At 71.3% G+C, this 25,447-nt stretch carries 20 protein-coding genes; 6 read left to right on the top strand and 14 right to left on the bottom strand.

Features of this window, described 5'->3' with window-relative positions; all coding sequences use genetic code 11:
• On the top strand, positions 1-214 hold a 214-nt coding region (locus tag AAHZ94_RS06230), incomplete at its 5' end, for a hypothetical protein (protein ID WP_349991200.1).
• A gap of 391 nt (positions 215-605) precedes the next feature.
• Here the strand turns inward: AAHZ94_RS06230 and AAHZ94_RS06225 are convergent.
• The 4 genes from AAHZ94_RS06225 to bldG all read right to left on the bottom strand — a co-directional run bounded on the left by AAHZ94_RS06225 (position 606) and on the right by bldG (position 6,216).
• Positions 606-1,232, bottom strand: a complete 627-nt coding sequence (locus tag AAHZ94_RS06225; protein ID WP_502964589.1) for a small secreted protein — start codon at positions 1,230-1,232, stop codon at positions 606-608.
• 769 nt (positions 1,233-2,001) lie between these two features.
• Positions 2,002-4,410, bottom strand: coding sequence for a sodium-translocating pyrophosphatase (locus tag AAHZ94_RS06220; RefSeq protein ID WP_349991197.1), 2,409 nt, complete (start codon positions 4,408-4,410; stop codon positions 2,002-2,004).
• A gap of 881 nt (positions 4,411-5,291) precedes the next feature.
• Positions 5,292-5,735, bottom strand: a complete 444-nt coding sequence (locus tag AAHZ94_RS06215) for an ATP-binding protein (RefSeq protein ID WP_349991205.1) — start codon at positions 5,733-5,735, stop codon at positions 5,292-5,294.
• 139 nt (positions 5,736-5,874) lie between these two features.
• Positions 5,875-6,216 carry an anti-sigma factor antagonist BldG gene (bldG, locus tag AAHZ94_RS06210; RefSeq protein ID WP_349991196.1) on the bottom strand — a complete coding sequence of 114 codons (342 nt, stop codon included), beginning with the start codon at positions 6,214-6,216 and terminating at the stop codon, positions 5,875-5,877.
• A gap of 360 nt (positions 6,217-6,576) precedes the next feature.
• Between bldG and AAHZ94_RS06205 the strand changes: the two genes are divergently transcribed.
• Positions 6,577-9,066, top strand: coding sequence for a DEAD/DEAH box helicase (locus AAHZ94_RS06205; RefSeq protein ID WP_502964591.1), 2,490 nt, complete (start codon positions 6,577-6,579; stop codon positions 9,064-9,066).
• On the opposite strand, the gene AAHZ94_RS36355 is transcribed toward AAHZ94_RS06205, so the two are convergent.
• The 7 genes from AAHZ94_RS36355 to ssd all read right to left on the bottom strand — a co-directional run bounded on the left by AAHZ94_RS36355 (position 9,026) and on the right by ssd (position 14,543).
• Positions 9,026-9,634: an Rv3654c family TadE-like protein gene (locus AAHZ94_RS36355; protein WP_502964588.1), complete on the bottom strand. Its 609-nt coding sequence runs from the start codon at positions 9,632-9,634 to the stop codon at positions 9,026-9,028. The two genes, AAHZ94_RS06205 and AAHZ94_RS36355, sit on opposite strands and share 41 nt — an antisense overlap.
• A 67-nt stretch (positions 9,635-9,701) precedes the next feature.
• Positions 9,702-10,028, bottom strand: coding sequence for a TadE family type IV pilus minor pilin (locus AAHZ94_RS06195; RefSeq protein ID WP_349991193.1), 327 nt, complete (start codon positions 10,026-10,028; stop codon positions 9,702-9,704).
• A 97-nt stretch (positions 10,029-10,125) separates the two neighbouring features.
• Positions 10,126-10,332: a DUF4244 domain-containing protein gene (locus tag AAHZ94_RS06190; RefSeq protein WP_502964590.1), complete on the bottom strand. Its 207-nt coding sequence runs from the start codon at positions 10,330-10,332 to the stop codon at positions 10,126-10,128.
• A 95-nt stretch (positions 10,333-10,427) separates the two neighbouring features.
• Positions 10,428-10,952, bottom strand: coding sequence for a type II secretion system F family protein (locus AAHZ94_RS06185; RefSeq protein WP_349991191.1), 525 nt, complete (start codon positions 10,950-10,952; stop codon positions 10,428-10,430).
• Positions 10,953-11,290: 338 nt separating this feature from the next.
• Complete coding sequence (locus AAHZ94_RS06180; RefSeq protein ID WP_349991190.1) at positions 11,291-12,283, bottom strand: type II secretion system F family protein; 993 nt, start codon at positions 12,281-12,283, stop codon at positions 11,291-11,293.
• Positions 12,280-13,437 (bottom strand): TadA family conjugal transfer-associated ATPase, encoded by a 1,158-nt coding sequence (locus AAHZ94_RS06175; protein ID WP_349991189.1) that lies wholly within the window; start codon positions 13,435-13,437, stop codon positions 12,280-12,282. Before AAHZ94_RS06175 ends, AAHZ94_RS06180 begins: the two co-directional genes overlap by 4 nt.
• Positions 13,434-14,543, bottom strand: a complete 1,110-nt coding sequence (gene ssd / locus AAHZ94_RS06170; RefSeq protein ID WP_349991188.1) for a septum site-determining protein Ssd — start codon at positions 14,541-14,543, stop codon at positions 13,434-13,436. Before ssd ends, AAHZ94_RS06175 begins: the two co-directional genes overlap by 4 nt.
• A gap of 453 nt (positions 14,544-14,996) precedes the next feature.
• Here ssd and AAHZ94_RS06165 point away from each other — a divergent pair, with 453 nt between their 5' ends.
• Positions 14,997-15,854 carry an HAD family hydrolase gene (locus tag AAHZ94_RS06165; protein WP_349991187.1) on the top strand — a complete coding sequence of 286 codons (858 nt, stop codon included), beginning with the start codon at positions 14,997-14,999 and terminating at the stop codon, positions 15,852-15,854.
• A gap of 219 nt (positions 15,855-16,073) precedes the next feature.
• Here the strand turns inward: AAHZ94_RS06165 and AAHZ94_RS06160 are convergent, their stop codons facing one another.
• Both AAHZ94_RS06160 and AAHZ94_RS06155 read right to left on the bottom strand, forming a co-directional pair.
• Positions 16,074-16,301 carry a hypothetical protein gene (locus AAHZ94_RS06160; RefSeq protein ID WP_349991186.1) on the bottom strand — a complete coding sequence of 76 codons (228 nt, stop codon included), beginning with the start codon at positions 16,299-16,301 and terminating at the stop codon, positions 16,074-16,076.
• An 87-nt stretch (positions 16,302-16,388) separates the two neighbouring features.
• Positions 16,389-17,234, bottom strand: a complete 846-nt coding sequence (locus AAHZ94_RS06155; RefSeq protein WP_349991185.1) for a Fic family protein — start codon at positions 17,232-17,234, stop codon at positions 16,389-16,391.
• Between the two features lie 102 nt (positions 17,235-17,336).
• Between AAHZ94_RS06155 and AAHZ94_RS06150 the strand changes: the two genes are divergently transcribed.
• Complete coding sequence (locus tag AAHZ94_RS06150; RefSeq protein ID WP_349991201.1) at positions 17,337-18,326, top strand: ATP-binding protein; 990 nt, start codon at positions 17,337-17,339, stop codon at positions 18,324-18,326.
• On the opposite strand, the gene AAHZ94_RS06145 is transcribed toward AAHZ94_RS06150, so the two are convergent.
• The gene (locus tag AAHZ94_RS06145) at positions 18,307-19,740 is read right to left on the bottom strand and encodes a polysaccharide deacetylase family protein (protein ID WP_349991183.1); all 1,434 of its coding nucleotides are present in this window, start codon (positions 19,738-19,740) and stop codon (positions 18,307-18,309) included. The two genes, AAHZ94_RS06150 and AAHZ94_RS06145, sit on opposite strands and share 20 nt — an antisense overlap.
• Before the next feature lie 474 nt (positions 19,741-20,214).
• Between AAHZ94_RS06145 and AAHZ94_RS06140 the strand changes: the two genes are divergently transcribed.
• Together AAHZ94_RS06140 and acs are read left to right on the top strand one after the other, a co-directional pair.
• Entirely contained in the window at positions 20,215-22,860 is a 2,646-nt protein-coding gene (locus tag AAHZ94_RS06140) for a SulP family inorganic anion transporter (RefSeq protein WP_349991181.1), read from the top strand.
• Positions 22,861-23,322: 462 nt separating this feature from the next.
• Positions 23,323-25,284 carry an acetate--CoA ligase gene (gene acs, locus AAHZ94_RS06135; protein WP_349991180.1) on the top strand — a complete coding sequence of 654 codons (1,962 nt, stop codon included), beginning with the start codon at positions 23,323-23,325 and terminating at the stop codon, positions 25,282-25,284.
• Positions 25,285-25,447: the final 163 nt, after the last annotated feature.

The raw sequence follows: 25,447 nt of genomic DNA, 5'->3' as shown, positions 1-25,447 counted from the left end.
GGCTTGGGGGGCGCCCCCCGGGCCCCCCGGGCCGGCCCCCCCCCCCCCACTGGGGGGGGGCCGGGGGGGGGGGGGGGGGGGGGGGGGCCCCGGGCCCGTGGTGCCGCCGCTCTCGCGGGGCCGTCGATGCCGCCCGTACGGCCGTCGTTCCGCGTTCGTACGGACCGTCAATCCGCACGCGCAGGGCCCTCGCCCGCGCTCGCGGCGAGCGTAGGACGGCATCGAGGTTCAGCGGCCGGCGCTGCGTGGACCGGCCCGCGGACCATGGGTGAGCTGCGGATTCTGCACGGCACCTGGGCGGGCGGGCAGGTGCCGCGCGGTCACCGCAGGGGCGCCGCGCCGGCCGGGCGCCGCCCGCGCACGCCGGGCTGCCACAGGAGTCCGGGGGCGCGGGGCGTCCGGCACAGCGCCGTTCCGGGCACCCGCGGCGCGCCGGCACGTCGTACCGGTGGTCGCACCGGTGCCGCGGCGGGCGGAGAGGCGGCGGGGCAGCGACGGCGGCGAAACACTGGAACGCCGAGACGCCAGACCTCAGGACCCGAAGATCCCGAGATCCCGAAACCTCAAGCCCCGAGCCGCCCAGCCGCCGAGCCGCCGAGCCGCCGTCAGGACGATTCGCCGGCCGGCTCGTTGGTGGTGACGGACGGCGCCGACGCGCCGGTGTTCACGCGCTTGCACCCCTGCTGCTTGGCCATGGCCTCGCCGACCTTGCCTTCTTGCAGCCGCTTCAACGCGCCGTCGCCGCTCTTGCTCAGCTTGTCGAGCTGTTCGGCGATGCCGTTGAGACCCTCGGCGAACTTCGACTTGTTCTTCGTGTCCAGCTCGTCGACGGTCTTCTTCAGGTCCGCGTACGCGCGGGACGTGGCGTTGAGCTCCTTGACCGCGTCGGTCTGGGACTTGTCCCCGCCGTCCACCGGAGGCGCGCCAACGTCCTTGACCAGGGTGCCCAGCGCCCGGTACGCGTCGGAGATCTGCTGGAAGGCCACGGAGTCCGTCCGCTGGAGCTTCAGGGAGTCCGGCTCGTCCGCTGCGCCCTGGATCGCCGCGTTGGCGTCCTTGATCTTCTTGAGCTGTGGCTGCGCTCCGTTACAGACCTTTTCGGCCCAGCTTTCGACCTTTTTCTTACTGTCGTCGCCGTCATCACCGCCGCAGCCGGTCAGCGCCAGTACCAGTGCCGCACCGCCGGACAGTGCCGCCACAAGCTTCTTGTTCACCGGATTGGTCCCTTCCATGGCCCTCGGCCCCGGAACTTACACGCCCCCACAGCGAGAGCTACGAGTCGAGCATCCCTTATGCACCTCATTACGGCTATTTCCACCGCACTGGGCGTGGCGTTCGCCTCGCCATACGGACGGCCGACCGGCTCCATACGTTCCCGTACCGCGCCCGCGCCCCACCCGCCACCAACACGCCCCCGCGCCCCCGTCGCCACCTCCGCCAACAGCAACGGGGGCGGGCACACGCCAACGCGCGCGACCCGCCCTCCTGTTACGCCGGCACCAACACCGCCCCGCTACGAGATGGCGTCAAACCGCCATGACACCAACCCGCCACCACACCGAACCGCCCACTGCCCCGGGCCGCGCCGGTCACCGCCGCGTTGCCATCACGCCGAACCGCCGCTGCTCCGTACCGCGCCGGTCACCGTCGCGGCGGCGAACCACGGACCATCCGACCGCCAGCACTCCATAGCCCACAGCCCACAGCCCGCCACGCAGCCTGCGCAGCGCCGCAGCCCAACTGGCAGTGGCCCGAACCCGCTCCATGCGGGCCGGGCCACCAGCTACGCCGCTCCCCCGGCACCCCGCCGAGCAGGGCCACCGCCCCGCCGCAGCGGCCGGGCACCGGGGGCGAGGTGCCCGACGCACGCACGGACGACCACGGCGTACGCGGCACCCACATGCATACGAGGCGCACGCCCCGTACCTCCCGTACGCCCCGGGCCCGGCGTACGAGCCCCGGCCACGCCCCTCGGGCCCGAGCCGGTATGCGCCGTGTGCTTCAGGAAGCCACCGCGGGATCGGCGCTCTTCGCCGTGCGTTCGGCGTTGTTGCTGCTACTGCTCTCGTCGCCGACCACGATGCCGCGGCGCTTGGAGAGGTAGACCGCGACGACGATGGCCAGGATCGCCAGCACGGCGATGCCCGCGCGCAGCCCCGGGCTCGCGTCGTCCCCGTAACTGAACTTGACGACGGCCGGCGCGATCAGCAGCGCGACCAGGTTCATCACCTTAAGGAGCGGGTTGATCGCCGGTCCTGCCGTGTCCTTGAACGGGTCGCCCACGGTGTCGCCGATAACGGTCGCGGCATGCGCCTCGCTGCCCTTGCCGCCGTGGTGGCCGTCCTCCACCAGCTTCTTCGCGTTGTCCCAGGCGCCACCGGAGTTGGCGAGGAAGACGGCCATCAGGGTGCCGGCGCCGATCGCCCCGGCCAGGAAGGCGCCCAGCGCGCCGACCCCCAGCGAGAACCCGACGGCGATGGGCGCGAGCACCGCGAGCAGTCCCGGCGTGGCGAGTTCGCGCAGCGCGTCCTTGGTGCAGATGTCCACCACCCGGCCGTAGTCGGGCGTCTCCGAGTAGTCCATGATCCCGGGCTTCTCGCGGAACTGCCGCCGCACCTCGTAGACCACGGAACCGGCCGAACGCGAGACCGCGTTGACCGCGAGCCCGGAGAAGAGGAAGACGACCGCGGCGCCGAAGACCAGCCCCACCAGGTTGTTCGGTTGTGAGATGTCCATGCTCAGGTTCATCTCGCCGGCCACGTTGGCGTGCACGTCCTCCACCGCCTCGGCGATGGCGTCCCGGTACGAGCCGAACAGCGCGGCAGCGGCCAGCACGGCCGTGGCGATCGCGATGCCCTTGGTGATCGCCTTCGTGGTGTTGCCCACCGCGTCCAGGTCGGTGAGCACCTGGGCGCCCTCGTCCCGGACGTCACCGGACATCTCCGCGATGCCCTGGGCGTTGTCGGACACCGGACCGAAGGTGTCCATGGCAACGATGACACCGACCGTGGTGAGCAGCCCGGTACCGGCCAACGCCACCGCGAACAGCGCCAACATGATCGACGAACCACCGAGCAGGAACGCCCCGTACACGCTCAGCCCGATCAGCCCCGCCGAGTACACCGCCGACTCAAGCCCGAGGGAGATGCCGGACAGGATCACCGTCGCGGGGCCGGTCAGCGACGTCTTGCCGACGTCCCGCACCGGGCGCCTGGTGGTCTCGGTGAAGTAGCCGGTGAGCTGCTGGATCAGCGCGGCCAGCAGGATGCCGATGGCCACCGCGACCAGTGCGAACAGCCGCGGGTCACCGTCGTGCGCCAGGATCTTCTGGTCCGTGATGCCGTCCAGATCGGCGTACGAGGACGGCAGGTACGCGAAGACCGCGCCGGCCACCAGCACCAGCGAGATCACCGCGGAGATGAAGAAGCCCCGGTTGATCGCCGACATGCCGCTGCGGTCGGTGCGCCGCGGCGCCACCGCGAAGATCCCGATCATCGCCGTGACCACGCCGATGGCCGGCACGATCAGCGGGAAGGCCAGCCCCGAGTCGCCGAACGCGACCTTGCCGAGGATCAGCGCCGCCACCAGGGTCACGGCGTACGACTCGAAGAGGTCGGCGGCCATGCCCGCACAGTCTCCGACGTTGTCGCCCACGTTGTCGGCGATCGTCGCGGCGTTGCGCGGGTCGTCCTCCGGGATGCCCTGCTCGACCTTGCCCACGAGGTCGGCGCCGACGTCGGCGGCCTTGGTGAAGATTCCACCGCCCACCCGCATGAACATGGCGATGAGGGCAGCCCCCAGGCCGAAACCTTCCAGCACCTTCGGCGCGTCGGCCGCGTATACCAACACCACGGATGCGGCACCCAGCAGACCGAGGCCGACGGTAAACATGCCGACCACTCCGCCAGTACGAAAAGCGATCTTCATGGCCGTGTGCGAAACCTCGGTGAGGTCCTTACTCGGCTGCCCTTCTTCCGGCGTTGCCGCCCGCGCCGCAGCCGCGACCCGCACATTACTGCGAACCGCGAGCCACATGCCGATATAGCCGGTCGCCGCCGAGAATCCGGCACCGATCAAGAAGAACAGCGAACGCCCGATGCGTTGCGACCAGTTGTCGGCCGGCAACAGCAGGAGCAGGAAGAACACCACCACCACGAATCCGCCGAGGGTGCGCAACTGCCGGGCCAAGTAGGCATTCGCGCCCTCCTGCACCGCAGCCGCGATCTTCTTCATGTTGTCCGTGCCCTCGCCGGCCGCGAGCACTTGCCGTACGAGCACCATCGCCACGGCCAGCGCCGCCACCGCCACGGCGGCGATCACCAGGACGATCACCCGGTTGCCGTCGGTCAGCTCGGCAGCAGCCAGGGTTGGGGATAGGTCTAGCTGATGAGGGGTAGCAGGCCCCGCCATTCGTCCTCCTTGACGTTTGGCACATGGGCGCGCAGCCGTTTCGCGACCGCGAAACAGCCGCCACGCTCAGGCGTCCTGAGCTCAAGATGTGGACGGATTGTAGGGATCAACACGAGATCAAAACAGGGCCCCTCAAAGGGAATTCGCCTGCATCAGTGGTGATCGAATGGTTCGGCCGCAGCAATTTCCCCCATACGAAGGAAAGAAGCATGCAAGCTGACCTTCGAGAAATGATCTCAGAGTCTTATTAACTCCCCTGCTCAGAGCTTTACCCAGGGCTCCGATGGCAGCACCAAACAGCTTGAAAGCATTACGCTAACTCGTGCACAAAGTCCGCTCTTCGACCGCGCCGAGACCGCATTTGCCAGAAACGATCCCGGCTCAAGAGGGCGCGAAGTAAGCGCAGTCACCGCCCCACTGCACCCCACCCCGCGCACCCGCCCGCGCCGGCCCCCACCCCCGCGCGCCCTCCCCATCCCCCACCTGCCGCCCGCACGCCCCACCAACCGCCGCACAGGGCCTTTCCCGCAAGCCTCCCGAGAACACAGCGCCGGGCCGCGGGTCCGCGAAGCCCGTACGCACACACGCCTCGCCCCACCACCCGCCCAGCCCCGCACATCCTCTGCACCTCAACGGCAGAAAGACGACCAAGAACGGCCAGAAACGGCCAGGTCCACGCCTCACTGCCCCCACCCATCACCCCAGTCACACCCCAACGACCAGCCCCAAGGCAACACAACTCACGCCACAGCCACAGCAGCCACAGCCACAGCCACAGCCACAGCCACAGCAAGAACGTGCACAGAAAGCTGAAAAGCCGCACCCGACAACGGGAGCGGCTCAGTTCTTCAGCTCAGGGCCAGCAGACAGCGGCGCAGGGATCAGGGAGCCTCGGACGCGTTGGCCGTCGGCCAGCTCATCCGGATGACTCCGCCCGTCTCGCCCGAGGTCACCTCGACGTCGTCGACCAGGCCACTGATCACCGCGAGACCCATCTCGTCGTCAGCCTCGGCCGCGGCGTCCTCGCCGGACGGACCGCCCGCCGTGACGTCGCCGTCCCCGGCGGTCACGGCCCGCGGCGCCTCGTCGCCCACCTCGATGGAGAACTTCTTCTCCTCCTCGGTGAGCGCCACCCACACCGGCGCCGTCACGCCATGACTGACGTGCAGACCGACGGCCCGGGAGCACGCCTCACCGACGGCGAGCCGCACCTCGTCCAGCACGGCCTCGTCGACCCCGGCCCGGCGCGCCACAGCGGCTGCCACCAGCCGGGCCGTACGGACGTGCTCCGGAAGGGCACTGAAACGAAGTTCGACGGTGGCCATGCCATCCCCCTCGGTCATACCTGCCCTCTTCCACTCAGCCAAAAAGGGCGAACTCGCGGAGGGGCCGGGCCATCAGCCCGGTTCCCCCCGCCACGACGATCTTCCACCCCGCGCCCTGAGGGCGGGGCGACCGGCACCGTCAGTCGGTGGCGGCGACGGCGTCATCAACCGAGGTGTGAATGGGAAACACCTTGGTCAGGCCGGTGATACGGAAGATCTTCAGAATGCGCTCCTGGTTGCAGACCAAGCGCAGCGAACCCTCGTGGGCACGCACCCGCTTCAGCCCGCCGACCAGCACGCCGAGCCCGGTGGAGTCGAGAAAGTCGACGCCCTCCATGTCGACGACCAGGTGGTAGCTGCCGTCGTTCACAAGCTCGACCAACTGCCCCCGCAGTTTGGGCGCGGTGTATACATCAATCTCGCCACCGACCTCGACGACCGTACGGTCGCCAACGGTCCGGGTCGACAGGGACAGGTCCACGGAACCTCCAGCACCTTGCATCGAGCGGTCGCCCCCCATGGATCGGCAGCCGCGATGGCATTCAATCACTTACCAGTAGGCGCGCACGACGCCTTGAGCCCATTGTCCGCCACGCCAGTGACAGACTCTGGGTCAATGGCCCACAATCAACTCCCGCGACCCGCCGGGATACGTCGCTCCCCGCGAGCCGTGCTGGATCAGCTCGCCGCCGGGGTGGACCGGGCAGCGCGCATCACTCATACGGAGCACTTGCCCCCGCATACGGGCCGGCATGCCGACTGGCCTCCGGAGATCCGGCCAGAAGTGATCGACGCCATCTCCGCGACCGGCATCGACCGCCCCTGGAGCCACCAGGCCCAGATGGCGGAGCACGCGCTGCGCGGTGATTCTGTGATCGTCGCCACGGGCACGGCCTCGGGCAAGTCGCTCGCCTACCTCGCTCCCGTACTCAGCGCACTCCTCGACGGCGGCGAGACCGCGGCGGAGGTGGCGGAGGCGGGCCCTTCGGCTCCCCCCGGCCCCCCGGCCCCCGCCCCCTCCCCACCCACCTCCACCACCTCCACCAGCAGCACCACCGACCAGGCCGGCCCAGCGGACCCCGATGCCGTTCCCCGCCCCGACGACCCCGCCGTTCCCCACGCCGCGGCGACGTCGGGCCCTGCGTCGGAGGCCGGACCGGAGTCAGGCCCTGTCCCCGCCGACGGCGCCCGGTCCGCCCGGGCGTCCGCGCCACCGGGACACGGCCAGCCCCGCACCACGGCCGCCGCCCGGCAGGGCGCACGCGCCGGCGCAACCGTCCGCGCCGGCAAGCAGACGGGCGTCCGGCGAGCCACCGCCCTCTACCTCGCCCCCACCAAGGCGCTCGCCGCCGACCAACGCCGGGCGGTGAGCGAACTCGCCGCGCCGCTCGGTTCCCGAGTCCGCGCCGCGGTCTACGACGGCGACACGCCCGTCGAGGAACGCGAGTGGATCCGCGGCTACGCCAACTACGTCCTCACCAACCCGGACATGCTGCACCGCGGCATCCTGCCCGGCCATCCACGGTGGTCCTCCTTCCTGCGCGCACTGCGCTACGTCGTCATCGACGAGTGCCACACCTACCGCGGGGTCTTCGGCTCGCACGTCGCCCAGGTGCTGCGCCGGTTGCGCCGCATCTGTGCCCGCTACGGCGCGCAGCCCGTCTTCCTCCTCGCCTCCGCCACCTCAGCGGACCCCGCGCGGTCGGCCGCCCGCCTCACCGGCGTCACTCCCGTCGAGATCACCGAGGACGGTTCGCCGCGGGGCGAACTCGTCTTCGCCCTCTGGGAGCCGCCGCTGACCGAACTGCACGGCGAACGTGGCGCCCCCGTCCGCCGCACCGCCACCGCCGAGACCGCCGACCTGTTGACCGACCTGGCCGTCCAAGGCACCCGTACGGTCGCCTTCGTACGCTCACGACGCGGCGCCGAACTCATCGCGCTCATCGCGCAGGAACGCCTCGCCGAGGTCTCCGCCGGCCTGCGGCACCGCGTCGCCGCCTATCGCGGTGGCTACCTACCGGAGGAACGCCGAGCCTTGGAGCGCGCCCTACACAGCGGCGAGCTGTTGGGCCTGGCCGCCACCACCGCGCTGGAACTGGGTGTTGACGTGGCAGGCTTGGACGCCGTGCTGCTCGCCGGTTATCCGGGCACCCGGGCCTCGCTGTGGCAGCAGGCAGGGCGGGCCGGGCGCGCCGGTCAGGGCGCGCTGGCCGTTCTCGTCGCCCGCGACGATCCGCTGGACACCTATCTCGTTCACCACCCCGAAGCTCTCTTCCGACAACCGGTCGAATCCACCGTGCTCGACCCCGACAACCCCTATGTGCTCGCCCCGCACCTGTGCGCAGCGGCGGCCGAACTGCCGCTGACCGAAGCCGATCTCGGCCTCTTCGGCCCGGCTGCCCCCGGGCTGTTGCCGCAGTTGGAACAGCGGAAGCTGCTGCGCCGCCGCGCCACCGGCTGGCACTGGACCCGCCGGGAGCGCGCCGCGGACCTCACCGACATCCGCGGTGGCGGCGGCAAGCCCGTCCAGATCGTGGAGGCCGCGACGGGCCGGCTCCTCGGCACCGTGGACGCCGCCGCCGCGCACACCACCGTCCACGAGGGGGCCGTCCACCTGCATCAGGGGCGTACGTACCTCGTGCGCCACCTCGATCTGGAGGACTCGGCCGCCCTCGTCGACCAGGCCAACCCCTCGTACTCGACGACGGCCCGGGACACGACCGGCATCGCCATCCTGGAAGCCAGCGCGGAGATCCCGTGGGGCGATGCCAGGCTGTGTTTCGGGTCGGTTGAGGTCACCAACCAGGTCGTCTCCTTCCTCCGTCGCAAGCTCATCACCGGTGAGGTCCTGGGCGAGACGAAGCTCGACCTGCCGCCGCGCACACTGCGGACCCGCGCCGTGTGGTGGACCGTCACCGAGGACCAGTTGGAGCGCGCCAAGGTGACGGCGGAGGCCCTCGGCGGCGCGCTGCACGCTGCGGAGCACGCCTCGATCGGCATGCTGCCGCTGTTCGCCACGTGCGACCGCCTGGACATCGGCGGCGTCTCGGTTCCCCTGCATCCCGACACCCTGCTGCCCACCGTGTTCGTCTACGACGGGCACCCGGGCGGCGCGGGCTTCGCCGAGCGGGCCTTCCACACCGCCGCCCGTTGGTTGACGGCCACCCGCGAGGCGATCGCCGCCTGTGAGTGCGCCTCCGGCTGCCCGTCCTGCATCCAGTCGCCCAAGTGCGGCAACGGCAACGACCCGCTGGACAAGAAGGCCGCCGTACGGCTCCTCACCGAACTCCTCACCCAGGCACCGCCCGCTGCGGACCCGCCGTCGGCGTAGCGTCCGGCCTCCGGCGGGCGGCCGACGAGCCCTCGTCGCCCCGCCACACCGGCCGGCCCCGGGCGAGCCGGCGGTCCGGCGCCGGTATCGGGTCCGCCGCGAGCGCCACCACTCTGCGCGCGCCCACGCGCCCCGTCGGGGATCTTTCCCGGCTCCGGGTGGCCCCGGACGCCGCGGTCCGCGCCCGGCTGGGGTCGTCTGTCGCGGTCCCGGGAAGTTCGCTGGCGGGCGGCCCGGCGCGGGCCCGCACACGGGGCACGAACTTCCCCGAGGCCCCCGCCGGCAGGGCTGCCACCACCCCGGCCGCCGGCACCTCCACGGTGAGGTCGGCGACCTCGCCCCGTACCGCACAGCGCACCAGATGTGCCCCTTGGGCCCGCGCGACGCGGCCGGCCAGGTCGCAGGCCGCCCGTTCGCCCTCCAGCGCGTGGTCGGCCGCGGCCAGGGCCGCCAGGTCCGCCGCGCCACCGGCCCGGTGCCGGGCGGTCACCACGGAACCCATGGTCAGCAGCGCGGCGAACACCGCGCACAGGGCCGTGGCCGCCACCGCGGCCCAGACCGTGGCCATCCCCCGGTCGCCCCACCGCCGGCCCGCCGCGCGGGGTCGCGTCGCGGGGCCGGGCCGCCGCCGCGGATCAGTTCGCTGCGATCGTCTCCTCCGCAAGGGCAACCGCCTCCCCCTGCAATCGAACGGCCAGCGGACCGGGTCCTGCCGTACGGGCCTCCACGCGCACGCGTACGAGGTCGCCCTCGCGGTGCATGGTGATCTTCGCGCCGTGGGGGGCCGCCGAACGGGCCGCGGCCACCGTGGCCGGCGGCGACTCCGAGCGGGCGGCGGCCCGCGCGCCCGCCCGGGCCGCGTCGACGCACTGGATGTGCGCCGACGCGGCGGTCAGGCCCCACAGCAGCGCCACGGCGAACAGCGCCAACGTCGGTAGCACCACTGCGGCCTCGGCGCTCACGGAGCCGCGGTCACATCGGCGTAAGCGGCCCGACCGAGGCCGGCTGCGCGCCCCCGGCGCCCGTGCTCTGCTACCGCGCGCCTGCTCGCCACGCGCTCTAGAAGTTCGCATGGAGCGCCTTCTCGATGACCGACTGGAGTGCGCCGTTCACGGCCCCACTCGTGACCACCTTGTAGAGGACCGCGGCGAACGCACACGCGGCGATCGTTCCCACGGCGTACTCGGCGGTCGCCATCCCCGCGTCCCACCTGCCGCGCAGCGCACCGCGCCAACCCGCGCCCCGGCGCGTCCGCCTCTGCACCACCTTGCTGGTCACCACTTCTTCCCCACTTCCTCAATGCTTCGTACGTGTCTGATTACTTGTCGTGGACATCGGTCCGCCCCGGTCCTTGCCGTGGTTCAGGCCGTCAGGAGCCCCTCCGCCAGTCCGATCACCACCGGCGCCACACCGATCAGCAGGAAGGCCGGCAGAAAACACAGGCCGAGCGGGGCGGTGGCCAGGGCGCCGGCGCGTCTGGCCCGGGCCGTGGCCTGTCGGCCGCGGTCGGCGCGGCAGTCGGCGGCCAGGCGGGCAACGGGATCGATGGCGGGCGCCCCGGTTTCCATCGCCCTGCTCAGCACCCGGGCGAGCCCGGCCGCTCCGGGCAGCGCGCCCAGCCGATGCCAGACCACGGCGGGCTCCCCGCCGAGGCGCAGTTCCGCGGCCACCTGGCCGAGTCGGCGTCCCACCGGTCCGTCCAGCGAGTCCCCCACCGCGTCGGCCGCTTCGCAGGGCCCGGCCCCGGCGGCCAGGCAGGCGCTCAAGAGATCTGCGGCCAAGGGCAGTTGAGCTGCGGCAACGGCCGTCTCGTGCGCATCCAGTACTTCGCTGTCGGTACCGGGCGCGGCCTTCGTCGTCTCCTTTCCGATCGTGTTGGCGTGCACGTGTTGCCATCTCCAGGCGCCGTACGCCAGGGCGAGACCCGCGCCGTAACCGGCCCACCCCTGGATGACGAGGGGTGGCAGGCACCCGCAGCCGAGTGCACCCAACCCGATCCGTACGATTCCGACTCGGCCCGCTCGGGTGCGGCCGTGCCGCCTCCAGTGCGGGGGCGGGCCCGACGGCGGCGTCTGCTCACAATCGGGCCACAGGGCCGCGCGGCGACGGCAGGCGGACCGCCGTCCCCGCGCCGCACCGACCAGCAGCGCGATGCCGCCAGCAAAGCACGTGAGCGAAAGAGCCGTCCCCAGCCTGTGGATAACTTCTACGGGCAGCACTCGCCTCACCCCTTCAGCCTTGCCAGAACCGGCCTTCCGGGGCGGGCCGTCGGCGCTGCGGCCCGACGCGCGATCCGCGCGGTCCAGACCAACCCGGCCCACTCCAACAACACGCCGAGGGCCAGACAGCCCACCCCCGCAGGCGTTTCCAGCAGGATGCGCAGCGGTTCGGCCCCGAGTGCGCTGCCCATGACGAGGCCGAACAGGGGGAGCAGGGCGAGCATCACGGCCGTCGCCCGAACGCCCGCCAACTGTGCGTTCAGCTCGGCACGTTGATCGCTTTCCGCACGCAGCGCCACGGCGACCCGGTCGAGCCCGACGGCCAGCCCCGCGCCGCCGGCGACCGCCGCCCGCCTGCAGGCGGCGACACCGGCCAGCCCCTCAGCGCCCGGCAACCCGGCGGCCTCGCGCAGCGCCCCCGGCACGTCTCCGCCGAAGCGCGCCGCCGTCGTGACCGCCCGCCATGCTTCGGGGAACTCGACCACTTCCACGGCGCGCAACGCCGGCCCCGGCTGTCGGCCGGCCCGCAGTTCGCCGGCGATCGCCGCACACAGCCCGATCACGGCCGCGCGCCGGCGCTCCCGTTCCCGTTCCTTGGCCCGGTTCCGCCGCCAGCGCCGCCCCGCCAGAGCCGCCGCCAGCCCGCCGACCAGCGGCAATACGGAGCCCGTCGCCAGCGCGAGCGCCACCCCGGCCGGCAGGCAGGCCACTTCCCCGCCGAGGTCCCGGCGCCGCACCTCAGCCCGCACGCGCTTCCGCCAACGCCGCCACGCACGACCCTGCTCCAGCGCGGCGAACAGGCCGGGAGCCCCCGCCGTGCGCTCGCCCGCCCCTGGCACCGCCGATGGTGTCGACACCGCCGCTCCGGTGGGGGCGAAGAGCAACCTGGTGCGCCGGGGCGTGCGCCCCGCCCCCAGGCCGTACCACAGGGCTGCGACCAGGCAGAGGAGCGCGGTGCAAACGGCCATCGGCTGGACCTCCCGCAGGCCACCCGTCATGTCTCATCACGCCCTCGCGCGCACAGCCGCTGCAACCGCGGCCAGCCCACTTCGCGGTGAAATTCCTGCGACCCCCAGACAGCCGCGGGTACAGTGCTGACCAGGCCGTTCGCATCGCGCTCCAGCACGTGGAGCTCGGCCAACCGCCGGTTACCACTGCGGTCGCGCGCCAGATGGACGACCACGGAGAGCGCGGCGGCGAGCTGGCTGTGCAGCGCCGCCCGCCCCAGCCCCGCCGTCGACCCCAACGCCTCCAGCCGAGCGGGAACGTCACCCGCCGCATTGGCGTGCACCGTCCCGCACCCGCCCTCGTGCCCGGTGTTCAACGCCGCCAGCAGGTCCGTCACCTCGGCCCCTCGCACCTCACCGACCACGAGCCGGTCGGGCCGCATGCGCAGCGCCTGCCGCACCAGGTCCCGCAGGGTCACCAGGCCGCGCCCCTCCTGGTTGGCCGGGCGGGTTTCCAGTCGTACGACATGTGGGTGGTCGGGCCGCAGCTCCGCGGAGTCCTCTGCCAGCACGATTCGCTCGCCCGGCCCGACCAGCCCGAGCAACGTGCTCAGCAGGGTCGTCTTGCCTGATCCCGTTCCGCCGCTGATGACGAAGGACAGGCGGGCGTCCAGGCCCGACCGGAGCAGCCCGACGCCCCCCGCCGGCACCGTGCCCGCCGCCACCAGTTCCGCCAGCGTGAACGCGCGCGGGCGCACCACACGCAGCGACAGGCACGTGCTCGCCACGGCGACCGGGGGTAGCACCGCGTGCAGCCGGGTGCCGTCGGGCAGCCGCGCGTCCACCCATGGCTTGGCGTCGTCGAGGCGTCGCCCGGCGCCGGCCGCCAACCGTTGCGCGAGCCTGCGCACGGCTGCCGCGTCGGCGAACTGGACCTCGGTGAGCTCCAGCCCGCGCCCCCGGTCGATCCACACCCGATCGGGCGCGGTGACCAGCACATCGGTGACGTCGGGGAGGGAGAGGAGAGGATCGAGGGGGCCGCTGCCCACCAATTCGGAGCGCAGGGCGTGCACGACGCCCAGCACTTCCGTATCGCCCAGCAGCCGGCCTTCGGCCCGCAGCGCTGCCGCCACCCGGGCCGGTGTCGGGTCGGCGCCGCTGCCCGCCAATCGCGTACGGACCGCGTTCAGCAAGGTGTCGCTCATGCGGCGGCGCTCCCCCGGGCAGGCAGCGCCCGGCCCCAGAAGTCGGTGCAGAACCGCGCGAGGGGGCCACGTTCGCTGGCGCCCGGCGGCTCGCCCGCAGCCAGTGCGGCCAGCAGCCCGGGCTCGGGCGGCAGTTCGCCGGCCAGCGGCAGTTCGAGCAGGCGGGCGATCTCTTCGTCGTCCAGACCGTCTCCCGTGGGGCCGCGCACGACCACCCGCAGATCGCCGAGCACCATGCGCACGCGCGAGGAGACCCGGTGGGCCGCCGCGACCGCCCGCAGTTCGGCGGGGACGACCAGCAGGCCCACGTCGAGTTGCGCGAGCACCTCGGCCGCCGTCTCGTCCACGCGTCGTGGCAGGTCAACGACGACGGCGCCGCCACGTCGACGCGCCGCGGCGAGCACCGAGCGAGCCGCTGCCGACGGGATGGTCACCGGGCTGCCGCGGTCCCAGCTCAGTACGCGCAGCGCATGCAACGCCGGCAGTGACTCCTCCAACGCTCCGGCGGCCACGCGCCCCTGCGACTGGGCGAAGGCGGGCCAGCGCAACCCTTCGACGGCCTCACCACCCAGCAGTACGTCGATGCCACCGCCCAGCGGGTCGCCGTCGATGAGCATGGTGCGGTGTCCCGCACGCGCGGCTGACAGGGCGAGCGCGCAGGCCAAGGTGCTGGCCCCGGCCCCGCCCCGGCCGCCGATGACCCCGACCGTGACCGCCTGCCCGCCCGTGCCCTCGACGACGTCGGCCACCCGGTCCACCAGCCAGGTCTCCGCGTCGGGGAGGAAGAGGACGTGCTCGGCCCCCAGCTCGATCCCGCGCCGCCAGACACCCGGGTCATCGAGGTCGCGCCCGATGAGGAGCACGCCAGGGCGGCGCGGTACGCCCACCAATCTGGCGGCGCAGTCATCACCGACGAGAACCAGCGGCGCGCCTTCCCAACCGCTACTGCCGGACAGCGTTCCGTGTGCGACTTCCGGTGCGGAACCGGCGGCTGCACACAACCTCAACAAGTCGTCGAGAAGCTCTTCGTCTTCCGTCACGATCAGTGGACTACGGCACTGCTCGGTGCCCGATTCCGACTGACCGGAGGCATTAGTTCCAGCCAAGGTCCCCTCCTCATCTCGCTACGTGCTCTGAGTCCCGCGAACATCGCGAGGATTCGACCGTGCAGCGATCCGAGAAATCTCGGGGATCATGGTCCAAAACTGTGGACAACTCGTGGGCTGTGAATAACTCCGTCACCTAAACCGGCGACTTCCACGACTCCCCCTGGCGATTACGCACGGTTACGGTGCAGACTCATGACGGAAGCGAGCCGAACGGACACCGGGAGAGAAAAATGATCAAGAGCGACGGACCCAAAGGCGTCCGGACATGCGACGACCCCCGCCGGGGGGGAGAGCGGGGGTCGTCCCCACGGCCGACTCGGGGGGGGGAGGAGCCGGACCGGGTTAGCACGGTCGCGAACGATCCGTGACTTCCATGGTGTACCCGAGAGCCTTCTCAGGCAAACCCGCACGCCGGACCTTACGCCGAATGGCGGGCCCTATGCTCAACCCGTGGAAAACCACTCCTTGCCGCGCACAGCCGCCTTCTTTGACCTGGACAAGACGGTCATTGCGAAGTCGAGCACTCTCACGTTCAGCAAGTCCTTCTACCAAGGCGGTCTGATCAACCGCCGGGCCGTACTACGCACTGCATATGCGCAGTTCGTCTTCCTCGCCGGGGGCGTCGACCACGACCAGATGGAGCGGATGCGTAAATACCTTTCCGACCTCTGTCGTGGCTGGAACGTACAACAGGTACGGGAGATAGTGGCCGAAACTCTGCATGACCTGATCGACCCCATCATCTACGACGAAGCGGCCTCCCTCATCGAGGAGCATCACCTGGCGGGCCGCGACGTCGTGATCGTCAGCACTTCCGGGGCGGAGGTCGTCGAACCCATCGGCGCCCTGCTCGGCGCCGACCGGGTCGTCGCCACCCGAATGGTCGTCGAGGACGGATGTTTCACGGGCGAGGTGGAGTACTACGCGTACGGGCCGACCAAAGCCCAAGCCATTGCCGAGCTGGCCGAGTCCGAGGGCTACGACCTGACCCGCTGCTTCGCCTACAGCGACTCCGTAACCGACATCCCCATGCTGGAGTCGGTCGGCCACCCCCATGCGGTCAACCCCGATCGCACGCTACGTCGAGAAGCGACGGCCCGCGGCTGGCCGGTCCTCAATTTCAACCGCCCGGTCCGCCTCAAGCAGCGCCTCCCCTCCTTCTCCATGCCTCCACGCCCCACCCTCGCCATAGCCGCCGCCAGCGCAGCCGCCGTCACCGCCGGCCTGGTCTGGTACGTCGCCCGGCGCCGCACGCCTCCGCGCGGTCTCGACACCCTTCAGCACATCGATCGATATGCCCGAGTTTGATGATGAAAGTAAATATCTATGGCGAAGGGTTCCACTTGCCCGAGTGATGGGGTAGAAAGGAGTCAACGGCCCGCGAGACCAGGGACATCCGGGAAGGAAGCCCTTACGCAGCTAGGCCCCACGGACCGCGCACAAACGCCAGGCACCCACGCGACGCCGACCCGTCGATTACGGGCCAGCCGCACCAGGGAACGGGCAAAGTCCCGACCTGATGGGCATCTATCGAGCACGCATGGTAACCGGGCGAATGTGCCAGCGGGGGGGGGCGGGCCGCCAGCGGCCGCCCCCCCCCCCCCAACCCCCCCCCCCCCCCGCCCGCGCCCGGCCCCCCCCCCCCCCCCCCCCCCCGGCGGGTGGGCCCCCCCCCGCCCCCCCCCGCCGCCCGGGCCCCCGGGGCCCGGCGCCGCCCCCCCCCCCCCCCCCCCCCCCCGCAACTCTGCACAGCACTTCACGATCGCAGGCGCCCGGAGCCCCTCCCGCGAGCAAGACCGGTCGAAGACCCCCGCACCCCGGCACTCACCACCGCGCGTTCCGTCAGGCTGCGCCGCGCTGCAATGCCTCGCAGACCGCCGTCGTCTCCCGTACGCCCAGTTCGACCGACCGGCCGCAATGCGCGATCCAGCCGGCCACTCCCTCCGGCGTACCGGAGATGTAGCCCTCCAGGGCTCCCACGTACTCGGCCCGCCCCTGCTCCGCCCAGCCGACCTCAGCCGGGCAGATGGACTTGGGGTCCAAGCCACTCCCCACCAGCACGATGCGTTCCGCGGCGCGCGCGACGAGCCCGTTGTGCGAGCCGAAGGGGCGCAGAGCCAACAGTTCACCATGCACCACGGCCGCCACCACCAGCGCGGGCGCTTCAGTGCCAGCGAGCAGTAGTCGAGCCAAGCCGTCCAGTCGACCAGCAACCTCGTCCGCATCCGGCGCGGGCAGTTCGACGAGGGGTTCCGTCACACCCTCACCGGCCAGCCGCGGCCGGCCGACCCTGTCCGTCCCACCCTCATCCACCCGCCCCGGCATCCCGTCGCCGGCCGCCACCAGATGGAGCCGGGCCAGCACCCGAAGCGGCGACTGCCGCCAGACGCTCAGCAGTTGCCCCGCCTCGGCCGTCAGTCGCAGCGCGGCACCGACCGCACGCGGCTCACCCTCCCCGCCGAAGTCGGTGCGTCGCCGCACTTCCTCCAGCGACCAATCGGCGCCAGCGAGCGCGGCCGACGCGCGCGCCCCGCGGAGCGCAGCCTCCGAGGTGACCTCGTTGCTGCGGCGCCGCATGACGCGGTGGCCGTAGACCCGGTCCACGGCCTTGCGTACGGCATCGACTGCGTCAGGCACCCCAGGCAGGGCCACCAAGGCGGACAGCGGATCGGAGGTCGCACTACTCATGAGTAAGACACTACGCACATCACCGCCCCCGCCCCTCATTGGAGTGGTCTTCTTCACCAGGAGCAGCCATCAGCCCCACGCCCTCCCCTACGCTTCATGAACATGAAAATCGCGTTCGTAGGTAAGGGTGGCAGCGGCAAGACCACGCTGTCCTCGCTCTTCATCCGCCATCTCGCCGCCAGCCGCGTTCCGGTCGTCGCGATCGACGCGGACATCAACCAACATCTAGGAGCCGCACTCGGCCTGGAAGACGACGCGGACACCTCCCCACCCGCGATGGGTGGCCAACTCCCGCTCATCAAGGACTACTTGCGCGGTACGAATCCGCGCATCGCCTCCGCCGAGACCATGATCAAGACCACTCCGCCCGGTGCCGGGTCGCGGCTGTTGCGCATCGGCGACGGCAATCCCGTCTTCGCCACGTGTGCCCGTACGGTCCGTCTCGATGACGGCGAGGTCCAGCTCATGGCGACCGGTCCGTTCACCGAGTCGGACCTCGGCGTGGCCTGCTACCACTCCAAGGTCGGCGCCGTGGAGCTGTGCCTGAACCACCTGGTCGACGGCCGGGACGAGTTCGTGGTGGTGGACATGACGGCCGGCAGCGACTCCTTCGCCTCGGGCATGTTCACCCGGTTCGACATGACGTTCCTGGTGGCGGAGCCGACCAGGAAGGGCACCGCGGTCTACCGGCAGTACAAGGAGTACGCGCGGGACTTCGGCGTCACGTTGCGCGTGGTGGGCAACAAGGTGCAGGGCCCCGACGACCTCGACTTCCTCCGCGCCGAGGTCGGCGATGACCTGCTCGTCACCGTGGGCCACTCCGAGTGGGTGCGGGCGATGGAGAAGGGCCGCCCGCCCCGGTTCGACGCGCTGGAAGGGACCAACCGGCAGGCGCTGCGCACCCTCCACGAGACCGCGGACGCCGCGTACGCCGCACGTGACTGGGAGCGCTACACCCGCCAGATGGTCCACTTCCACCTCAAGAACGCCGAGAGCTGGGGCAATGCACGTACCGGAGCGGATCTGGCCGCCCAGGTGGACCCGGCGTTCGTCCTGAGCGAGCAGCCCGTCGCTAGCCCGCAACCGGCCTGAGTCGCCCGATCAGTTCGCTGCCGAACGGCTGTCCCACGTTCCTGGGTGACTGTGCTGCGGCGCGCGGAGCAGTGCCCGCCCGTTCAGTGCCGAGCAGCACGCCCAAGGCGTGGGACACCTTGGTGTCCGGACGAGCGCCCTGCTCCTTCGACGGGGCGTCGCCGGGCGTCCGCCCGCCGGGGGCCTTGCCCACGGCCGGCGCAGCAGGGGTCGCGAGATAGTTGGTCCAGCCGCCCTTGGGGCGCTCGCCGACATCGAGCTTGCGGAGCTTGTCGAGCACCCGCGGGTCCTGGGCGTCCATCCAGTCGGCCAGTTGCTTGAACGACACGCAGCGCACGTCGGGGCGCGGGCAGACCTGCTTGATGGTCTCCTCGACGGCACGCATGTACGTTCCGCCGTTCCACGACTCGAAGTGGTTGCCGATCAGCAACGGCGCCCGGTTGCCCTGGTAGGCGCGGTTGAACGCCGCGAGCAACCCATCGCGCATCTGGTCGCCCCACGCGGCGTGCTTGGCGCGGTCCCCGCGCGTGGTGCCGGACTGGTTGACGAGGAAGTTGTAGTCCATCGACAGCGTTTCGAAGGCCCGTCCCGGCATCGGGACCTGCTGGAGCGGGAAGTCCCAGACGCCGCCCCGCTTGTCGGGCCAGACCTGCCGGCCGCCGGACGCGCTGGCGTCGTAGCGGAAGCCCATGGAGCGCGCGGCGGGTATCAGGTTGCGCTGGCCTTCGAGGCACGGCGCCCGGCCGCCGACCAGCTCAGCGCTGTAGTCGAACGGCAGCGGCTGCGCGTCACGCAGCCCGGTGTTGGTCTTCCAGTTCTTGACGAACGATTCGGCCTGTCGGATCTCACTCCGCCACTCCTCCACCGACCAGGTGCCGACGCCACGGTCAGGTCCGCAGAAGTGGCCGTTGAAGTGGGTGCCTATCTCGTTGCCGTCACGCCAGGCGCCGGCGAGTTGTTCGGCGGTGTCGCGGATGCCCTTGACGTCGTTGAAGCCGATGTCCGACGCGCCGGGAGCGTGCTGCGGCGGGTGGTACAGGTCCTTCTTGGCGCCGGGGAGCATGTACACCCCGCTGAGGAAGTACGTCATCGTCGCGTCGTACTTCTTCCCCACCTCGCGGAACCGGGAGAAGAGCTGCTGCCCGTCCTCTCCGGCGCCGTCCCACGAGAAGACGACGAACTGCGGTGGCCGCTGTCCCGGCCGCAGCGGCTGCGGGTTCGGCTGCCGGGGCTGGACCCCGGTGTACGCGGTCGAACCGTCGCCTATCAGGCGAAACGGCTTGGCAGCCTTCGGTGCCGGGGCCTTCTCCTCGCTGTCCGCGCCCGAACCGTCCGAGCCGCCGGAACAGCCGGCTATGCCGACGAGTATGGCCGTCAGCGCTAGCCCTGCCGTGGCCTTCCGTGCCGCTGCCATGTTCCACCTCGTTCCCGACCGCGAGCGCCCGCCGAGAAGCGGACAAATTTCCCACAAGTCAGTAAATAGGTAAGAAATGACACGCCTTTCTAAACCGGCGCTCACTCGATAGGTGGAATGACTGGCGCCACCAGCCAGAACCCCTTCCGGCAGCCTTTACCTAGCATTACGATTCGTTTACCGATGCTTGAGAGTGACGGTCTGAGCACGAAACGTCATCACTCCCGGCGGGCTCGCCCCTTCACAGCACCACGCCTTGGCCGAGCCCTCGCGTCGCTGCCGGTCTCTCACCCGTAGCCCGGCGCACAAGCATCGTCTTGGCCTCGCCACGCCCACAGTCCCTTCGGTGGCCTTGGCCCGGACCGTCCATCACCCGTGCGCTGCTCCCGTGAACGCCCAGCAGCCCACCTCGGTACGCCGTGCCCCATCGTCACGGCCCCATTCAGAACCCGCGCAACCCCGGAGGAGACGGGAATGTTGCCACCCTGGAGCCACCTCGACCGCACCACCGCACGCCGCGACCTGTCCGCCTCCGTCGTCATCTTCCTCATCGCCATCCCGCTCTCCCTCGGGCTCGCCCTCGCCACCGGAGCCCCACCACAAGCCGGGCTGATCGCGGCCGTGGCCGGCGGCATCCTGGCCGGACTGCTCGGTGGCGCACCGCTCCAGGTCAGTGGGGCGGCCACCGGTCTCGTCGTGGTCACTGCCGACCTGGTCGGGCGGTACGGCTGGCCGGCGACCTGCGCGATCACCGTGCTCGCCGGTCTGCTCCAGATCGCGCTGGGAGCCCTGCGCGTCGCCCGCGCCGCGCTCGCGATCAGCCCGGCCATCGTGCACGGGATGCTGGCGGGGATCGGCGTCGTCATCGCCATCGGCCAGTTGCGGGTCCTCCTGGCCGAGCACCCGGACGGGTCAACCGTCGACAACCTCACCGCGCTGCCCGGCGAACTGCTCCACCCACACACGTCGGCACTCGTGGTTGGCCTGGCCACGGTGGCCGTGCTCGTGGGGTGGCCCAGGCTGCCGGGCCGAGCCGGGCAGCTCGTTCGGCTGGTGCCGGCGCCACTGGCCGCGGTGGCTGCGGGCACAGCGCTGAGCGGCATGCTGACCGTCCCCCGGGTGGACCTGCCCGCCCTCCGCCTCCATGGGCTCCCGCAGTTGCCGGACGGGCCGGTGCTCGGGGTGGTCGCCGCCGTCCTCACGGTCACCCTGGTCGCCAGCATGGAGTCGCTGCTGTCCGCAGTGGCGATCGACCGCATGCAAGGCCCCGACCCCGGCGCCCGGGCCGCGCCCACCAGGCTGGACCGGGAGTTGTCCGGGCAGGGCGTGGCCAATGTGGCCTCCGGACTCCTCGGTGGACTACCGGTTGCGGGTGGGGCCATGCGCAGTTCGGCGAACGTGAAGGCCGGGGCGGCCAGCCGCTGGTCCACCGTGCTGCACGGCTGCTGGGTGCTGTTGTGCGCCGGGCTGCTGGCCGGGGCACTCGAATGGATTCCGGTGGCGGCCCTCGCCGCGCTGGTGATGATGGTCGGCGTGCGGATGGTGAACTTCGCCCACATCAAGCACGTGCGGCGGCACCGGGAGTTCCCGGTGTACGCGGTCACCGTGACGTCCGTCGTCTGCTGCGGCGTGCTGCCGGGGGTGGCGATCGGTGGAGTGGTCGCCATCGGCATCGCCTTCCGCCGGCTCACCCACACCCAGATCACGACCGCCGGCGAGGCCGACTGCCTGCGGGTGCGGGTGAGTGGCCAGCTCACCTTCCTCGCCGTGCCCCGACTGAGCCGGATGCTCGGCCAACTCCCGCCCCGGCGCAGTGTCGTGGTCGAGTTGCACGGGTCGTTCATGGACCACGCCGCCTACGACGCGATCCAATCCTGGGCCCGGAGGTACCGGGCCGCAGGTGGATGGGTGCAACTGGGCGGGCGGGCCGGGCGGGCCCTCGTGGAGCCGGCTGGCGTGCACGCCCATGCACCGCCGTGCCGCCCCTGGACGCCCTGGCGCAACCACCACTGCACGCGCCCGGCGGCACCGGTACACCAAGGGGAGCCCGGCAGAGGTCAGCTCCTGGGTGGACTCAGCGCCTTCCAGCGACACACGGCCCCACTGGTACGGGATGAGTTGGCGCGCCTCGCGAGCGAGGGGCAGCGACCCGGCCAGCTCTTTCTGACCTGCGCCGATTCACGGCTCGTGACCAGCATGATCACCTCAAGTGGCCCGGGTGACCTGTTCACGGTGCGCAATGTCGGCAACCTGGCGCCGCCGCACGACGACAGCGGCTGTGATTCGGTGGCCGCCGCGATCGAGTACGCGGTGGAGGTGCTCCAGGTGAGTTCGCTGACGGTGTGCGGCCACTCGGGCTGTGGCGCGATGCAGGCACTGCTCGCCTCCGGCGGCGCGCCGTCGGACAGCACGCCCCTCACTCGTTGGCTGCGCCACGGAGGGCCGAGCCTGGAGCGCCTGCGGCGGCTCAAGGAACAGCCTGACCGGCCGACGGGCCCGGGACTTGAGGCTGGTCACACGGGTCCGAGTCATGGAGCCGGTGGCGAAGGAGTGGGGCTGAGTGGACGTCAGGTGGCGGACGACACGGAGTTGCTGGCTCTGTTGAACGTACGGCAGCAGCTTGACCACCTGTTGGCGCAACCCTGTGTGGCGCGCAGGGTGGGGGAGGGTGCCTTGGCGTTGCACGGGATGTACTTCCATGTGGCGGAGGCCCAGGCTTATGTGATGGACCCGGTGTCCGGGGTGTTCTCCGCCATCCCGGCCGAGAGCTCGCCGCTGGTCGAGTACCCGGACGGTGGCCACCACCGGGCGCCGGCGCCGCCGGCGGGCGCGGCCCTGGCCGCGGAACATCCTGGGCACGACTGCCTCGCACCGGAGGGGCCGGGCCGCGGTGACCCGCGGGCGCCCGTGCGGGCTCCAGAGCCGGCGCGAGCGAGGACCGCCATCCCGCAGCCCGAGGCGCGGCACCTGGGTGAAGACCGTCTCGGCCGTCGCGGGGGCCGGTTCGCGGATGCCGACGCCCCCGGGGCCATGCTGGTCACCCGCCCCGGGACCGCAGCCGGCGCAGCGCCGGGAGCCCAGGACCCCGATCGCCGGATGCCGAGGGAGGAGCGCCCCTAGTCACCGGACACTCGCCTGAGCCACGGGCTCACCCGAACCATGGGCTCGCCCGACCTATGGGCCCACCTCGGACGGGCTCCTCGGCCACGGGCTCGCCTCGGCCACCCGAGCCACCCGAGCCACCCGGATCGTTCGTCGGGCCGGGGTCGCTGGGGCGGTGGTCACCCGAATCACTGAAAAACCGACTTCCGCTCGAAGCCGCTGGGCGTCAGACTCCACCCTGCCGCCCCGCCGCGGGAGCGGCGTACGAGATGTGGAGGAACACACCTGGGACCGGCGTACCGGCATTCGTGCTGATCAGGACCTGCCGTGGAAAGACAGGAAGGGTCACGCATACAGCATGAGGAACGTCACCCAGTAGAGGTCTACACCAATTTTTACCAACAACCCTTGTCAGAGCGTGCCGCCGGCTGATGAGCTATGACCTGGGACACAACGGGCACCCTGGGAATGGGAGAAGTCGTGAGCAACGAAAGCCTGGCCAACCTGCTTCGTGAGGAGCGGCGTTTTGCGCCACCCGCCGACCTGGCCGCGAACGCCAACGTCACTGCGGAGGCGTACGAGCAGGCGAAGGCTGATCGGCTGGGCTTCTGGGCCGAGCAGGCTCGTCGGCTGAGCTGGGACACCGAGCCGACCGAGACGCTGGACTGGTCGAACCCGCCCTTCGCGAAGTGGTTCGCCGACGGCAAGCTGAACGTCGCGTACAACTGCGTCGACCGGCACGTCGAGAACGGACTCGGCGACCGTGTCGCCATCCACTTCGAGGGTGAGCCGGGCGACTCGCGTGCCATCACGTACGCCGAGTTGCAGCGTGAGGTGTCGCAGGCGGCCAACGCGCTGACCGAGTTGGGCGTGCAGGCGGGCGACCGGGTCGCGATCTACCTGCCGATGATCCCCGAGGCGGTGATCTCGATGCTGGCGTGCGCCCGTATCGGGGCGCCGCACTCGCTGGTCTTCGGTGGTTTCTCGGCCGACGCGCTGGCGACGCGGATCAAGGACGCCGACGCCCGCGTCGTGATCACCGCCGATGGCGGCTACCGGCGCGGCAAGCCGTCGGCGCTCAAGCCCGCCGTCGACGAGGCGCTGACCCGCCCGGGCACCGAGGACGTGCGCAGCGTGCTCGTGGTGCGGCGCACCGGCGAGGAGACGGCGTGGACCGAGGGCCGCGACGTGTGGTGGCACGACCTGGTCGGTCGCCAGTCCGAGCAGCACACGCCGGAGGCGTTCGACGCCGAGCACCCGCTGTTCATCCTCTACACCTCCGGCACCACGGGGAAGCCCAAGGGCATCCTGCACACCACCGGTGGCTACCTGACGCAGATCTCGTACACGCACAACGCGGTGTTCGACCTGAAGCCGGAGTCGGACGTGTTCTGGTGCACGGCCGACGTCGGCTGGGTGACCGGCCACTCGTACATCGTCTACGGGCCGCTCTCCAACGGCGCCACGGAGGTGCTGTACGAGGGCACGCCGGACTCGCCGCACCAGGGGCGCTGGTGGGAGATCGTGCAGAAGTACGGGGTGACGATCCTGTACACCGCCCCCACCGCCATCCGGGCGTGCATGAAGTGGGGTGACGACATCCCGGCCAAGTTCGATCTGTCGTCACTGCGGGTGCTGGGTTCGGTCGGTGAGCCGATCAACCCGGAGGCGTGGATGTGGTACCGGAAGCACATCGGTGCCGAGCGGACGCCGATCGTCGACACCTGGTGGCAGACCGAGACCGGCGGCATCATGATCAGCCCGCTGCCGGGCGTCACGGCGACGAAGCCGGGGTCGGCCCAGGTGCCGCTGCCCGGCATCGCGGCCACCGTCGTCGACGACGACGCCAACGAGGTGCCGAACGGGGCCGGCGGGTACCTGGTCCTCACCGAGCCGTGGCCGTCGATGCTGCGCACCATCTGGGGCGACGACCAGCGCTACCTGGACACGTACTGGTCCCGCTTCGAGAGCCGGTACTTCGCCGGTGACGGTGCGAAGAAGGACGAGGACGGTGACATCTGGCTGCTCGGCCGGGTGGATGACGTCATGCTCGTCTCGGGCCACAACATCTCCACCACCGAGGTGGAATCCGCGCTCGTCTCGCACCCGAAGGTCGCCGAGGCGGCCGTGGTCGGTGCGGCCGACCCGCAGACCACCCAGGCCATCTGTGCCTTTGTGATCCTGCGCGGTGGGGCGAAGGAGGACGAGGGGCTGGTGGACGAGTTGCGGGCACACGTCGCCAAGGCGCTCGGCCCGATCGCCAAGCCGAAGCGCATCCTGCCGGTGGCGGAGCTACCCAAGACCCGTTCCGGGAAGATCATGCGGCGGCTGCTGCGGGACGTCGCCGAGAACCGTGCGCTCGGTGATGTGACCACGCTGACCGACTCCTCGGTCATGGACCTCATCCAGACCCAGCTCCCGGGGGCGGCCAGCGACGACTGACCCGCGGCGGACGGACCGCCTCACGAGGTGACGACGCGCCGGGTCCGCCCGGCCCGGCGCGGGGGGGGCGGCCCCCCCCCCCCGGGGCGGCCGCCCCCCCCCCCCCCCCCCCCCCCCCCCCCCCCCCCCGCCCCCCCCCCCCCCCCCCCCCCCCCCCCCCCCC

The organism is Streptomyces sp. HSW2009 (assembly GCF_040240285.1).
Lineage (GTDB): Bacteria > Actinomycetota > Actinomycetes > Streptomycetales > Streptomycetaceae > Streptomyces.
The sequence above is the reverse complement of the archived record's forward strand: the minus strand, read 5'-3'. Positions and strand labels throughout refer to the sequence as shown.

Coding starts and splice junctions, on each gene's coding strand:
- AAHZ94_RS06215 (WP_349991205.1), bottom strand. CDS start 5,735: ATGGCCACCGTCGAACTTCGTTTCAGTGCCCTTCCGGAGCACGTCCGT.
- AAHZ94_RS06155 (WP_349991185.1), bottom strand. CDS start 17,234: ATGAGTAGTGCGACCTCCGATCCGCTGTCCGCCTTGGTGGCCCTGCCT.
- AAHZ94_RS36355 (WP_502964588.1), bottom strand. CDS start 9,634: ATGGCCACGGTCTGGGCCGCGGTGGCGGCCACGGCCCTGTGCGCGGTG.
- AAHZ94_RS06225 (WP_502964589.1), bottom strand. CDS start 1,232: ATGGAAGGGACCAATCCGGTGAACAAGAAGCTTGTGGCGGCACTGTCC.
- AAHZ94_RS06175 (WP_349991189.1), bottom strand. CDS start 13,437: ATGAGCGACACCTTGCTGAACGCGGTCCGTACGCGATTGGCGGGCAGC.
- AAHZ94_RS06220 (WP_349991197.1), bottom strand. CDS start 4,410: ATGGCGGGGCCTGCTACCCCTCATCAGCTAGACCTATCCCCAACCCTG.
- AAHZ94_RS06150 (WP_349991201.1), top strand. CDS start 17,337: ATGAAAATCGCGTTCGTAGGTAAGGGTGGCAGCGGCAAGACCACGCTG.
- AAHZ94_RS06180 (WP_349991190.1), bottom strand. CDS start 12,283: ATGACGGGTGGCCTGCGGGAGGTCCAGCCGATGGCCGTTTGCACCGCG.
- AAHZ94_RS06145 (WP_349991183.1), bottom strand. CDS start 19,740: ATGGCAGCGGCACGGAAGGCCACGGCAGGGCTAGCGCTGACGGCCATA.
- AAHZ94_RS06140 (WP_349991181.1), top strand. CDS start 20,215: ATGTTGCCACCCTGGAGCCACCTCGACCGCACCACCGCACGCCGCGAC.
- AAHZ94_RS06205 (WP_502964591.1), top strand. CDS start 6,577: ATGGCGGAGCACGCGCTGCGCGGTGATTCTGTGATCGTCGCCACGGGC.